This window comes from Caballeronia mineralivorans PML1(12), from assembly GCF_001028175.1.
GTDB classification, from domain to species: Bacteria; Pseudomonadota; Gammaproteobacteria; order Burkholderiales; family Burkholderiaceae; genus Caballeronia; species Caballeronia mineralivorans.
In genome coordinates this window covers 16,171-29,373 of sequence record NZ_AEJF01000024.1, presented here as the reverse complement: position 1 = coordinate 29,373, position 13,203 = coordinate 16,171, and the positions used below count along the sequence as shown (strand labels likewise).

The 13,203-nt window shown below is 62.3% G+C and carries 14 protein-coding genes; 3 read left to right on the top strand and 11 right to left on the bottom strand.

Annotated features, from left to right (window positions below; all coding sequences use genetic code 11):
* Positions 1-15: 15 nt before the first annotated feature.
* The 7 genes from EOS_RS03860 to EOS_RS03825 all read right to left on the bottom strand — a co-directional run bounded on the left by EOS_RS03860 (position 16) and on the right by EOS_RS03825 (position 7,273).
* A complete protein-coding gene (locus EOS_RS03860; protein ID WP_047845287.1) occupies positions 16-924 on the bottom strand; it encodes a prepilin peptidase in 909 nt (302 codons plus the stop codon).
* Positions 925-963: 39 nt separating this feature from the next.
* Complete coding sequence (locus EOS_RS03855) at positions 964-1,173, bottom strand: type II secretion system F family protein (protein WP_407639104.1); 210 nt, start codon at positions 1,171-1,173, stop codon at positions 964-966.
* Positions 1,155-1,412, bottom strand: coding sequence for a hypothetical protein (locus tag EOS_RS03850; protein WP_047845285.1), 258 nt, complete (start codon positions 1,410-1,412; stop codon positions 1,155-1,157). Before EOS_RS03850 ends, EOS_RS03855 begins: the two co-directional genes overlap by 19 nt.
* Before the next feature lie 212 nt (positions 1,413-1,624).
* A complete protein-coding gene (locus EOS_RS03845; protein ID WP_047845284.1) occupies positions 1,625-2,914 on the bottom strand; it encodes an HlyC/CorC family transporter in 1,290 nt (429 codons plus the stop codon).
* A 115-nt stretch (positions 2,915-3,029) separates the two neighbouring features.
* Entirely contained in the window at positions 3,030-4,691 is a 1,662-nt protein-coding gene (locus EOS_RS03840; protein ID WP_047845283.1) for a tannase/feruloyl esterase family alpha/beta hydrolase, read from the bottom strand.
* 199 nt (positions 4,692-4,890) lie between these two features.
* Positions 4,891-5,919 (bottom strand): hypothetical protein, encoded by a 1,029-nt coding sequence (locus tag EOS_RS03830; RefSeq protein ID WP_047845281.1) that lies wholly within the window; start codon positions 5,917-5,919, stop codon positions 4,891-4,893.
* Position 5,920: 1 nt separating this feature from the next.
* On the bottom strand, positions 5,921-7,273 hold the full coding sequence (locus EOS_RS03825; RefSeq protein WP_047845280.1) for an MFS transporter: 1,353 nt from the start codon (positions 7,271-7,273) through the stop codon (positions 5,921-5,923).
* Positions 7,274-7,392: 119 nt separating this feature from the next.
* Between EOS_RS03825 and EOS_RS03820 the strand changes: the two genes are divergently transcribed.
* The 3 genes from EOS_RS03820 (at position 7,393) to EOS_RS03810 (ending at position 10,684) form a co-directional block, all read left to right on the top strand.
* Entirely contained in the window at positions 7,393-8,379 is a 987-nt protein-coding gene (locus EOS_RS03820; protein ID WP_047845279.1) for a LysR substrate-binding domain-containing protein, read from the top strand.
* A gap of 176 nt (positions 8,380-8,555) precedes the next feature.
* Entirely contained in the window at positions 8,556-9,158 is a 603-nt protein-coding gene (locus tag EOS_RS03815) for a cytochrome b (RefSeq protein ID WP_047845278.1), read from the top strand.
* Between the two features lie 74 nt (positions 9,159-9,232).
* The gene (locus EOS_RS03810; RefSeq protein ID WP_047845321.1) at positions 9,233-10,684 is read left to right on the top strand and encodes a glycosyltransferase family 2 protein; all 1,452 of its coding nucleotides are present in this window, start codon (positions 9,233-9,235) and stop codon (positions 10,682-10,684) included.
* 16 nt (positions 10,685-10,700) lie between these two features.
* On the opposite strand, the gene EOS_RS03805 is transcribed toward EOS_RS03810, so the two are convergent.
* The 4 genes from EOS_RS03805 to EOS_RS03790 all read right to left on the bottom strand — a co-directional run bounded on the left by EOS_RS03805 (position 10,701) and on the right by EOS_RS03790 (position 13,169).
* Entirely contained in the window at positions 10,701-11,261 is a 561-nt protein-coding gene (locus EOS_RS03805) for a YbhB/YbcL family Raf kinase inhibitor-like protein (protein ID WP_053063744.1), read from the bottom strand.
* A gap of 85 nt (positions 11,262-11,346) precedes the next feature.
* On the bottom strand, positions 11,347-12,141 hold the full coding sequence (locus tag EOS_RS03800; RefSeq protein WP_047845277.1) for an anti-sigma factor family protein: 795 nt from the start codon (positions 12,139-12,141) through the stop codon (positions 11,347-11,349).
* On the bottom strand, positions 12,138-12,656 hold the full coding sequence (locus EOS_RS03795) for a sigma-70 family RNA polymerase sigma factor (protein WP_031360721.1): 519 nt from the start codon (positions 12,654-12,656) through the stop codon (positions 12,138-12,140). The genes EOS_RS03800 and EOS_RS03795 overlap by 4 nt, the downstream gene beginning before the upstream one ends.
* 150 nt (positions 12,657-12,806) lie before the next feature.
* A complete protein-coding gene (locus EOS_RS03790) occupies positions 12,807-13,169 on the bottom strand; it encodes a COG4315 family predicted lipoprotein (RefSeq protein WP_047845319.1) in 363 nt (120 codons plus the stop codon).
* Positions 13,170-13,203: the final 34 nt, after the last annotated feature.

Here is a 13,203-nt window from a genome sequence, read left to right as displayed (position 1 = left end):
CTCTTTGCCCCTTTTTTAACCGAACACCGCGTAAAGCGGCGTACCAAAAAATAGCGTAATTACGCCGCCTGCCGCGAGAAACGGCCCGAACGGCAGCGGTTCTTCAAACCGCATCTTGCCGATGACCGTTGCCGCCAGTCCAACGATCGCGCCCGCTATCGCCGACAGCAGCACGACCTGCGGCAGTGCTTGCCAGCCAAGCCACGCGCCGAGCGCGGCGAGCAGTTTGAAATCACCATAACCCATGCCTTCCACGCCGCGCACGAGCCTGAAAAGCCAATACACGCACCAGAGAAACAGATATCCCGCGATCGCGCCGATCACCGCTTCGTGCAGCGGGACGAATGCAGTGTCGCCGAGATTGACGATCAGGCCAGCCCACAGCAGCGGCAAGGTCAAGGTGTCGGGTAAATAGCGGGTATCGAAGTCGATCAGGCTCGTGGCCAGGAGCGTGGCGCATAAGCCGAAAGCTGCGAGCGCCGTCAGCGAGGCTCCGAACGCGAACAGCGACAGGGCGGCGAGCAGTGCGGTAGCCAGTTCCGTCAACGGATAACGTGCGCTGACATGCGCGTTGCATTTCGCGCAGCGCCCGCGTAGCAGAACATAACTCACGACCGGAATATTTTCCCATGGACGCAACACGTGGCCGCAATGCGGGCACGCACTGCGCGGCACCGCGAGGTTGTAGCGCGCGGGCGGCGTGGCTTGATCGGCGTGGTCTTGCGGGGCGACCGTGTTCTCCGCCTGCCATGCGCGTTCGAGCATGATCGGCAGACGATGCACGACCACCGTCAGAAAGCTGCCGATCACCAGCCCGAAGACGATCGCGAAACCATACTGCGCCGCGAGCGGCAAAGCGCTGAACGCGGAACCGAGGGCGTCGAGATAGCGGCCTGAAAACTCCGCCTGATACAAAGGCTGCATGGCTGTCCTGGGTTGAATTCGGCTGCGATCCTACACCACCTACACCACATTCCCGAGCTGAACGATCGGAAGATACATCGCGACGACGAGACCGCTCACCAACGCGCCGAGCACCACGATCACGACCGGCTCGCACAGGCTGGCAAACGCACGGGTCTGTTCGTCCACCTGACGGTCGCCCAGTGTAGCGAGATCGAGCAGCATCACGCCGAGCGAAGCGGATTCCTCGGCTACGGCGATAGGCTGCACCACATGCAGTGGAAAGTAGCCGAGCGCGCCTGGTTGATGCCTGCAAGCGAGATCTCGGCGGGATCTTCGACGACACAGACGTTGCGCGATTTCGCGTTGAGCATCTCACGCACGGTATCAGTGAGCAGCGCGACAGCCGGGGCACTGTTCGCATCTGCCGTTGCTTCGGCTGGGCGAGCGGATAACAGTGGCGGCGGCCGCGAAAACGTAACCGGCAGAGAAGAGGACAAAGAGGACATGGGCGTCGCTCGGTGGACGGGATGTCCCGATCTTGTCCTTGCACGCGCCTCATTCCAACTCGGCCGAATGGCTAACGCTTGCACCCCCGAAAAAGCTGGCCGAATGGCTAACGCGGCCCGATGGGTGATGCGCGCAGGCGAAAACAGCGCAAGCTGGTGGCAACCCGACGCCCCACGCCAAACTCGACCGGCCCATGAACTCAACTTCGTTTCTAGCCCTGCTTCCTCAGCACTACGCCTTGCGGCCGGAATATTTTCACGGTGCGTATCGCCTGATCGTCGCTGCGCATTACTTCGAAGTGCACGCCTGCAATGCGCACGCTCACGTCGCCGTCCGGGATCTCTTCCAGCGTCTCGAGGATCAGGCCGTTGAGGGTCTTGGGGCCATCAGTGGGAAGCGTGAGTTTGAGCCATCGGTTCAGCTCTCGCAGCGGCATGCTGCCCGCCACAATGCACTCGCCGTTCTTATCCCAGCCGCCGCGCGAACCCGCGCCGCGTGGAATGGTCGTGGTGAACTCGCCGATCAATTCTTCGATGATGTCTTCCGGCGTCACCAGCCCCTGCAACTCGCCGTATTCGTTCACGACAATCGCGATTCGATGCCGGCTTTCTTGAAAGAACTGCAATTGCTGAAACACGGGTGTGCCGGCCGGGACGAAGTACGGCTCGGCCAAAAGCTCACGCAAGGTCTCGCGCTCGAACTCCTGGTTATGCAGGGCCGACAGCGTTTTTCTCACGTGCAGAACGCCCAGCACGCGATCGATATCGCCTTGATACACCACCAGCTTGTTGTGATAACAGGTCTCGAGCTGATGCAGGATCGTGTCGAAAGGGGCGTCGAAATCCAGCGCTTCAATCCGGCGGCGCGGGATCATTACGTCGTCGACGGTGATGTTCTCCAGATCGAACAGGTTCAGCAGAATGCTGCGGTGCTTGGTCGGCATGAAATTGCCCGATTCCAGCACGATGGTGCGCAGTTCTTCAGTGGAAAGCCGCTGGTCGCGGCCGCCTTTCGTATTGATGTGCAGCACCTTCAGGACGCCGTTCGCGAACAGGTTGACGAACCAGACGAGTGGCCAGGCCACGCGCATCAATGGCGACAAAACCAGGCTGGCCGGCAGCGCGACTTTCTCCGGGTACGTCGCGCCGACAATCTTCGGCGCAATCTCCGCAAACACAATGATCAGGAACGCCACAATCCCGGTCGTTACCGACAACACCAGATTGTTATGGCCGAAGGTGTGCAGCGCGATGGACGTTGTCAGGACCGGAATGATCGTGTTGATCAGATTGTTGCCAATCAGGATCACGCTTAGCAGCTGATCGGTCTTGGCGAGCAGGCTCTGCGTGACACGGGCGCGCAGCGAACCCTGGTTGGCGAGGTGCTTCAGGCGATGGCGATTGAGCGCCATCATCGACGTTTCGGAAATCGAGAAGAATGCAGAAAGAAACAAGAGCAGGAAAATGGCGCAGATTTGCGCCCATAAGGGAATGTGGTCCACGCGCGATCTGGAAAGGGAGGATGAGAAAGACTATAGCAGAGCACAAAACGATTGCTTCTCTTGCTCGACATGCCTTCCGCACGGTGGTTCGACCTATCCCGTCCTCCCCTGGCGATTACTGGCTACAACTGAAACTCGCTGCTGAATTGACGTCACCGCCCGTGTATTTTGGCCAGCTCGGGTAACGGCACAGCGGCCGCGTACGCCCGGCGGTTGCAACAGTCGAGTCCGTGACGGTGAGCGTTTCCGGCGCGGTGCTGTTTTCCACCCACTGTTCCAGGGCGCCAAGCGAATCGACTTGCGGCAGGAATGGCCCGGTGCCGTGGCCAACGCCCGGCATCAGGTAGAAGCGCACGAAACTGTCGACGGAAGCCTGGCCGAACTTCTGCACCAGCGCGTTGTAGTAGTCCACCGACGAATCCGTGCTGACGATTTCATCGGCGAGACCGTGCGTGATGATCGCCTTGCCACCCTTCGCGATAAACGCCGAGAGGTCGGGGTTGGTTGCATCGCTTTCAGCGGAGACTCGCTGCACCTGTGCCTGGTAAGCGGCCGGATTCAGCGGATCGAAGGTGAGTGAATTGAAGGTAGGGATACGCGTGATGAAGTACTTCACCCACTGGTCGCCCGTGACCCACTGGTTCGCGTCGCTCTTGCCGGCGGGGTTGGACGGTGTCGGCGAATTGCCGAAAGTGCGCGTGGTGTACGGACCTGCGAACACGGAGCCGGCGAGGATGTTGTACCCGGCGTAACGCGTGAGGCCGTTGGCGAGCGGATAGGGCAGCAGCATCGGCGAAGCAATGGTATTCACGGTCGCGATCTGTGCGTCGGAGAGACACGTATCTCCCGTGTCCTTGCCGGCCGGGCAGCGCAGGGCGGCGAGCACCGCGGGCGCTTGCAGCTTGCAGGCCGCGACGTTCGAGATGATGCCGTCGGCAACGCCATCGAGCGTATCGCAGGCTTTCATCACGGCGTTCTCCAGTAGCACGGTCTTGTTCACATCGAGCCAGCCCGAGCCGCCGTTCAGGTACAGCGCGCGGCCAAGCACGACGTTCGAAAGACGCAAGCCCGTGTAGTTCAGCGCGGGCCGGTTCACAACAATGCCGTCGTAGTCGGCGGGCGAGCGCTGGATCACGGTGAGACCGTCGCGCCCGCCGGTCGAGCTGCCGAAGAAATACGTCTTCGCAGGTGCGGTCCCGTAACGAGCCTTGAGCAACAGCATCGCGACGTCGTGCGTTTTTTTCAGCGTCAAGCCGCCGTAGTTGGCGAGCGCTTCGTCGTTCGCCGCGAACGAGCCGTCGGTGATGCTTTTGCTCTGGTGACCGGAATCGTCGCCGAAAGTGACGTAGCCGCGGGCGAGCGGTGTCGATGAACCGGCGGGCGCCATGTCGAGCGCGGCAAGGCCGGTGATGAGCGTGCCGTCGAAGCCGCCGCCGCCATATTGCAGGGCCTTTTTGTTCCACACCGTCGGTAAGTTGACTTCGAAGTTGATGTTCGGCGCGGTGACATCAACGGGCGCGATGGTGCCGTTCACCTGGCAATACTCGCCGGCTGTACTCGACGCCGCGACCAGCGTCGCGCTTGCCACAGTCGCGCCGTTGCTGGGCGCACCGATCGATGTCGCCGCGATTTTAGTACCACCGAGCGCGGTGCACGCTGCGGCGGAGGAAATCGGCGGCGTGGGAGGCGCGCTGTCGTTATTCGACGACGAGCCGCCGCAACCGGCCAGCGTCGCGACGACAAGGGAAACGCCGCAAGCGGCGATGTGGGTTTTCATGATGCTGTCTCCGTATGTTTTATGAACTGCGGCTTCCGTCGGGCAAACGAACCCAAGCGAGTCAAACAACGCTACGAGCGCTTGCCGAGAAACCACTGAACCGCGAGGAACCGCCAAACCATCCAGGCGACAGCAAGCCCGTCGCCCTGGCAACGATCTTGAATTTCGTGGTTGAATTTCGTGGTGTTTCGCGCTGTGTCTAATCCGTTGCGTCGGCTGTCGATGAATCGACACCATTCGCGAGCCGTTCCGCGCCGAACAACGCCCGCACGCCTTCGTGCGAACCGAGCATCGCTGTACCGTTGTGGCCTACGCCCGCCACTTCCCAGCAGCGATGTTCAAGCCGAGGGTGGCGTGCTTTGAGATACGCAAAATAAGAACGCCCACGCGCGAGTCGATGCGGCCCTTGCGCCGCTGCCGCGCACGAAAGGTCGAGCGCGTTGTGAAGCGGATCGCAATCTTGCTGGCCGAGCAGATAGATAACGTTGCTGGCCGCGTAGCGTGTTTCAAGCGCATCGAACGACGCCGACGCTGCATAGCGTGGCGCGCGGCGCACGCCGTATTTCCAGTCGTTGACGCCGGGGCACGCGGTGGTATCGGCGGGACGCAGAAGACCGTGCGCGTAGGGCCGCATCGAGTCGAAGTACACATACGACGATGGATTCGCGACCACGTACCGGCACTGCACGCCGGGCACGCTGCAACCCGCGCCCACGATCGCGTACCGGTGCGCGACCTGCGCGCCACCCGAATGCCCCGCGATCACCACTTCGCGCAGCGCCGGATAACGCGACCGGTCAGCGAATTGCGCGATGAATGCATCGAGTACATCGAACGAACTGAGCGCAGCGGGACCGCATGCGTCGTCGCCGCCCATCCATGAGGTCCATTCCCAGTGCAGCGTGTCGGCGGGCAAGTCGTGCGCGGGAATATCCGCGGTGGCAAGGAATTGCGGCACGAGCAGCAAGGTATGGGCAGGATCGGTCGATGCCGCTGCCAGCGCGCGTCGCGCCGAGAGCAGATAGGCGTCGGCATCGCGCAAACGGCCGTGCAGCAGGATCACGATTCGGGAAATGCCCGTGGCATCGCGTTCCTCTACCGAACGATAAAACGGTACCGTCCCCGCGCCGCGCGGCGTAACTACGCGCAGCCGCTCGTTGCCGACGGCACTCACCGGGCGCTCGTTGCGGGATTTATCGGAGGAGGAGAAGCGGGGCACGGAAGTCATCTCAATCGAGTGGCAGGGCGTCAGGATCGCGACGCAGACGTCGTCCGGAACGCGTCAGCCCGACCAGCGCGAGCGATACAAAGCCCGCGAAGATCAGGTAATACGCCGGCACGATGTTCGATCCGGTTAAGGTAATGAGCGTGGAAACGGTCAGCGGCGCGAGCCCGCCGAACAGCGTCACCGCGATGTTGTACGAGAGCGCGACGCCGGTGGAACGCGTCGCGGTGGGAAACAACTGCGTGAGCATGCCGGGATGCGGTCCGGACATCAGGCTCAGCACCACGGTTGCCACCATTTGTGCGGCGAAAACACGGCCCGGAGTGGGAGAAGCGAGCACCCACGCGAACAGCGGATACGCGACCACGATCCAGACGATCGTCACCGGGAAGAACAGCCGGTACGCACCGATCCGGTCCGCGAGTTTCCCCGCGAGCGGATACCCGACAATGGCAATCAGCCCCGAGACCGCCGTGCCGAACAACGCGTTCTTGAGGGGCAAATGCAACTGGCGCTCGACATACAGCGGCATGAACGTATGCCACAGATAATTCGTCGCCGTGCCCACGATGATCACGCCCATCGCGCACAACGACGCGTCGCCGCGTTGCCGGAAAAAGCCACGGATGGTTTGGCGCGGCGCGTGCCCGAGCCGTTTGCGCAACTCCACGAATTCGGGAGATTCCGCGACCTTGTGGCGGATGTAGAAACCCACGGGCCCCACCAGTGCGCCGAGCAAGAACGGCACGCGCCAGCCCCAGGATTCAAGCGATGCCCGATCCAGATTCGATGTCAGGAAATAACCGCAGGCCGACGACAACACGAGCGCCACCGCCTGCGATGTCATCTGGAAGCTGCCGAAGAACATCTTTTTGCCACGCGGCGCGTATTCCGTGAGCATCGCGGCGGCGGTGGCGAACTCGCCGCCGACGGACAAGCCCTGCATGACGCGCGCTAGCAAAACCAGTAACGGTGCCGCAATCCCGATAGTCGAATAGCCGGGTGTGAGGCCCATGAGCAAGGTGCTGCCCGCCATCAACAGAATGAGCATGGAGAGCGTTTTACGGCGTCCGACGCGATCCGCATACGCTCCGATCGCAATCCCGCCGAGCGGCCGCACGATAAATCCGACCGCAAAAGTGCCGAGTGTCAACGCCGTCGAAAGCGCCGTGTTGCCAACCGGAAAAAACACGTGCGCGATGATCTTCGCGAAGTAGCCGTAGATGAGGAAGTCGAACCATTCCAGCCCATTGCCGATCACCGAGGCGAGCACCGCGCGACGAATCTGCGCTTTGCTGAGCGATGCGCCCGGCGCTGGCGGATGGCCGGCCGCGCTTGGGCGGAAGGTGGTTTCCATGCGTCTCCTGATCCTGTGCATTGATGCGTATTTGAATCGTAGGGTACGAAACGGGATGGCAAATGTAAAATACATATCGGATGGCATTGCCATATTCATCACATATGCGAGGCTCGTCGATGGAACTGCGTCACTTGCGGTATTTCCTCACCGTCGCCGAAGAGCGCCAGTTCACGCGCGCGGCCGCTCGGCTGCATATCCAGCAGCCGCCGTTGTCACAGCAGATCCAGGAGCTTGAACGCGAACTGGGGTTCGCGCTGTTCACACGGTTGCCTCGCGGGGTAGAACTGACGTCCGCCGGCGCGGCGTTTGTCGTCGATGCCCGCGCTGTGCTCGACGCGCTCGATCAAGGCGTGGTCAACGCGCGGCGCGTGGCGAACGGCCAGCTTGGCTCCGTGCGGATCGCGCTGACGAGTTCGGCGGCGTTTCATCCGCTCGCGACCGCTGCGATCCGGCAGTTTCGCGCGACGCATCCGGATATCGCGATCGACCTGAACGAGATCAATGCCGCCGATATCATCGAACGGATGATGCATGGACGTGTCGATGCCGGCATCTTGCGCAAGCCGATCGAGACGCCTGCGGAGTTGCGTTTCGACCTGCTGCATGAGGAGCGTATGGTGCTCGTGCTACCGGTCGGGCACGCGCTGCTGCGCCGCTCCAAAGGCACAAAAACGAAAGCCACGCAAGCCACCCAAGGCACGCGTGCTGCAAAACAGCCGCGCGTACCGCTGAAGGCGCTCGCCGGCGAATCGTTTATTTTCGTGCGGCGCCCGGGCGCGCCGGGCATGTACGCCGACTTCATCCGCGCGTGCGAGGCAGCGGGATTCAAGCCGGATGTGGTGAGCGAAGTGCCGCGCATGCTGAGCGCCATCAATCTGGTGGCCGCAGGCGCGGGCATTACGCTTGTGCCTGCCTCGATGCAGCGATACCAGCAGGAAGCCGTGGTGTATTGCGCTGTTGCCGGCGACGAGGCGTTTTCCGCGCCGCTTCATCTTGTCACCCGCCGCGACGCGGCGAACCCGGCTGCGCTGCGGTTCGCACAGGCAGTACTGGCTTTCGTGTCGCCAGGCGAGAAGGGCGTTGAAACCCTCGACGCCCATTGAACGCTAGCGCTGACAAACCCTCTAAAAACGCGAGTTCGCGTTTTCCCGCAGAATCGATGGAATAAATCGGCGCTACGGCGCGTTTGGATCGTGTCGTCTGCCGCATCACGCGCCAACAATGAGGCGCGGCAATGGCAGAACCATCCAACCGATCCCATTTTCCGCACGGAGTTTTAATGTCCACGCAAGCCGCCAACGCGGTGTCAGAACCGCCTCAAACCGAGGCGCCGCTGCGCTACACGCGTACCGCGATGGTCCTGCACTGGCTCATCGCGCTGCTGATTATCTGTAACGCCGCGCTGGGGTTATCGGCGGAATCGTTCCCGGATAGCTGGGTGCGTACGGTCGTCGATACGCATAAATCCATTGGCATTACTGTTCTCGGGCTGGTGCTGCTGCGCATCCTGTGGCGTGTTTCGCATCGGCCGCCGCCGTTGCCGAAGGCGTTTCCCAAGTGGGAGCACGCCGCCGCCCACATCGCGCATTTTCTGCTGTATCTGCTGATGATCGGTTTGCCGCTGTCTGGCTGGCTGCACGATTCGGCGTGGAAAGACGCCGCGACGCATCCGATGCATCTGTTCGGTCTGGTTCCGTGGCCGCGCCTGGGTTTTGTGATGCACCTCGATCCCGTGCTGAAAGAGTCGCTGCATGATCGTTTCGGTGCGCTGCATGAGTGGCTGGGTTACGCGCTGTACGCGCTCCTCGCCATGCATGTGGGCGGTGCGCTCAAGCATCAATGGATCGACAGGAAGTCGGTGATCTCGAGAATGGTGCCGTAATGGATCTGGATCTGCACGCAGCACCCAGGCTGATGAAAAAAACCGCACCTTCGTCGACTCAACCGGAACCGATTTTGAAGACATCGCTGGAAGCAGCGCTCGCGCAGGCTTCGCCGCGCATCGCGCCCCGCCCGGTCACGCTCGCGAGCGTGCTGATCCACGGCGGCGTGGTCGTGCTGTGGCTCGCGTTGTTCGCCCGCGCGTTTTTCCTGCACGGCGTGGTGGCATGGTCGACGGGCATCGCCTACGTTGTCTACGACACCTTGCTGCTGATGTTCGTCGCGGCGAAATCGTGGACGCTCGTGAGGCCGCCCAAGCCGCTCGACCGCAAGCAGCGCGAACAGGGTTTGCCGGCGCTCGGCGTGATCGTGGCGTCGCATAACGAAGCAGCCGTGCTGCCCAACACGCTCGCGAAATTACTCGGGCAAACGCATGGCGCGGCGCAAATCGTGATCGCCGACGATGGTTCTTCGGACGCCACCGCCGAGCTTCTCACGCAGCGTTTCGGTCTCGTTTCGCCCGCAGAAGGCGAGCTGAGCGCGGCGTCCACGCTCCATCCGACTCTCTTCTGGCTACGTGTGGCGCATGGCGGCAAGGCCCGCGCGCTGAACGCGGCCATCGGGGCGATCAGTACGCCGATCGTCATGACCGTCGATGCCGACACGCGTCTTGCCGACGACGCCATTCTGGCGATGCGCAGCGCGTTCGCCTCGCGGCCGAATCTGGTTGCGGCGGCGGGCATCCTGGTTCCTGTGTGCAGCAAAACGATGAGCGGGCGCTTCTTCCAGTGGTTCCAGACGTATGAGTACATCCGCAATTTCATCGCGCGTTTCGCGTGGATGCGCGCCGATAGCTTGCTGCTGATCTCGGGCGCGTTTGCCTCGTTTCGCCGCGATGCGCTGCTGGCCGTCGGCGGTTTCGATCCGCAATGTTTGGTGGAAGATTACGAGCTGATCCACCGGCTGCGCCGTCATGCGGTCGACCACAGTCTTGACTGGGACGTGCGGGTCGTGGGCAACGCGCACGCGATCACGGACGCGCCGAGTTCCTTCAGCGGTTTCATGCGGCAACGGCGGCGCTGGTTTGCGGGCTTTTTGCAGACGCAGTATTGGAATCGAGACATGACCGGCAACCGGCGTTACGGCACGCTCGGTCTGCTGATGTTGCCCGTGAAGGCCTTCGATACCGTGCAACCCATCTACGGGTTGACGGCGTTCGCGCTGCTGCTGGGGTTCATGGTGGAGCGGCGCGGCGCGATCGTGCTGCCGATCTTCAGCGTGATTGGCGCGAAGATTCTTATCGATTTCGCGTTTCATTTGTGGACCGTGCATCTGTATCGGCGCTGGACGGGCGATACGGCCGGATCGAGCCTGTGGATGGCGGTCGTGACCGCGATTGTCGAGCCGTTCACGTTCCAGTTGCTGCGCCACACGGGCGCGGCGCTGGGGTGGGTGGATTTTCTGGGCGGTTCGCGTGCGTGGCGCGTGCAGACGAGGGCGGGGCTCGCGGCGGCGGACGAGGCTTAATCAGGGCTCGTAGTGATCAACGCGCATACCGCACCACCATGCTCGACGATGCCAGCACGTGACCCTTCATCGCGGCAATCAACGCGTCGCGGTTGAGGGCGGCGGGCAGGGCATCGGCGGCGAGGTCCAGCGCGTAGGCTTGCACGACATAGTGATGCGGTGCATCGCCGTGTGGCGGGCAAGGTCCGTAATAACCGTCCTTCCCCGTCCGGTTGATTCCCCCGATACTCCCCGCTGGCGGCTCGCCTTCTCCGAGCGCGGTCGTCGTGGCAGGAATGCCATAGAGAACCCAATGCACGATGCCGAGCCCACGCGCGCCGTCGGGATCGAAAATGGTTACCGCAAAGCTTTTGGTGTCCGGCGGTGCGTTGCTCCACGACAGCGGCAACGAGACGTTCTTGCCGCCGCAATCCTGCGCGCTGGCGGCATGGCGGGAATCGAGGGTGGCGTTATCGGCGAGGCTGGGCGAAGTCAGCGTGAAGCGTTCATCGGCGATGGCGGTGGCCGCCAGGAAACATCCCGCGCATATCGCGGCAACGCGCAAAAGCGGCTTCGTGCTGCTTTGATTACTCTTCATTGTTCTTCTGGCCTCGCGCCTCGAAAACTTCGCTTGATATCGGTTGAATTGTTCGCATTCGAGTGCCGCGATCCCGGCAAATCCCTCACTGCCATTTCTTTGGATCGCCGCCCAGCGCGGCGCAGGTATCGAAGCTGATCGCCCGCAGCTTCGCCTCGCCGATCTGCCCTGAGAGCGCATAACCCGCGTGGTCCGTCGTCCAGTAGAAAGTCCGTCGCGAACCGTCGCGTAGCATCCGTATTGCGTACTCGTCCTGATGCTTGCCCGAACCACTCGTCATATAGAGTGTGAGCCGTTCGCCGCTGGCGTTCTGATACATGAATTGCGCCGCCGGACCGTCCTCGCCGGGCAGCAAGCGGCCACCGACCAGTTCGAACCCGTATTCGTGCAGCGAAGGAATGGTCAGGGTCCGGTTGAGCCGCTTGGACAACCACGTCACGAGATGATCTTCCTGCGACGCTGCGACTTCCACCGCATGCCGCTGCTCGGGTGCATACACGGCATAGGCGATATCCGCGCGTTGCGCAAACGTCGGCGCCTGGTGCTCGCGATCGAGAACCGGCAACAGCATGTGCATCAAAAATCCGCATGCGATACCCACCGCCAGCCAGCTCGCCGCCATCAGATAACGCCGGCGCGGACGCACCACCACGACTTGCGGTTCTTTATCCTCGGAGGCGGCAAACAGCGCCCGCAGCGCATTGTCCTGCGCGCGGTACGCAGCGACCGTCGCCGCGCTGGCGGGATCGTGTGCAATGCGCGCAGCCGTTTCGGCGCGTTCGGCGTCCGGCGCTTCATCGTCGATGAACGCCGACAGCGCGCGCAGCTCATCGGCTGGCGTGCTCGATTCCGCCTGTTCGGGACGTTCGGGATTCGTCATGTGCCACTCACGATTTTCAACGATGCCGATTTGCGGCCCGGTTCCTCACCAAGCAATACGCGCATGTGTTCCCGTGCCCGCGAAAGTCGCGACATCACCGTTCCGGCCGGCACGTTCAGCACCACGGATGCCTCCTGATAACTCATGTCCTCCACGCAGACGAGCAGCATGACTTCGCGTTGCTCGACCGGCAGGCAATATAACGCGCGCTGCACGTCGCGCAGCACAAGCCCGTCCACTTCGCCGACCGGCGCGGCCATTTGGCGCCACGGCGCGGTTTCATCGTCGACTGCAATATCACGCCGGCCGCGCAACTGATCGATATAGAGATTGCGCATGATCGTGAACAGCCACGCGCGCAGATTACTGCCCACGCGAAAACCTTTCGAACGACCCAGCGCACGCTCGGTCACGTCCTGCACGAGGTCATCGGCCCAGGCACGGTCTCCCGTCAGCGCGCGCGCATAACGCCGCAACTGCGGGAGAACCCCAACAAGATCGGTATCGAAGCTCAACGGCCTATGCTCATGACGGGTTCACTTTCGGCGCTCCAGGCCAACCGCCGTGACGACTATTCGCCGATGTACCGCTGTGGCGCAGGTTGTTCGCTGGCGCGGCACAGCGGTCATCGATCGCTTCATGCTGGTCTCCCCGCTCTGATAACGTTATTGCTTCACCGTATGCCACATGTCCTTGAAGTTGTCGCCCATGGCATCGCCGGGTTTTTTGTCTTTCGAGAATGTGTACACGCGCTTGCCTTTGTATGCCCATTGGTTGGCGCCATCGGCCGTCGACACGAGGGTCCAGTCACCCTGGGGCTTGTCCGACGCATCGGCCATCGCCGCCGGCCACGCTTGCGCGCAACCGCCGCTGCAGGCGCTTGGGCCCGAGGCGGGATCTTTGTCGAAGGTGTAGAGCGTCATGCCTTTCGCGTCGGCGTACATGCCGCCCGCGGCCATCGGCGGCGTGGCATGGGCAGTCAGGCTGAAGGTCGCGACGAGAGCGGCAGCGAGCATCGGGATTCGCATTTTCATTTTTTTGTCCATTCCTTCTGTGGAGGTA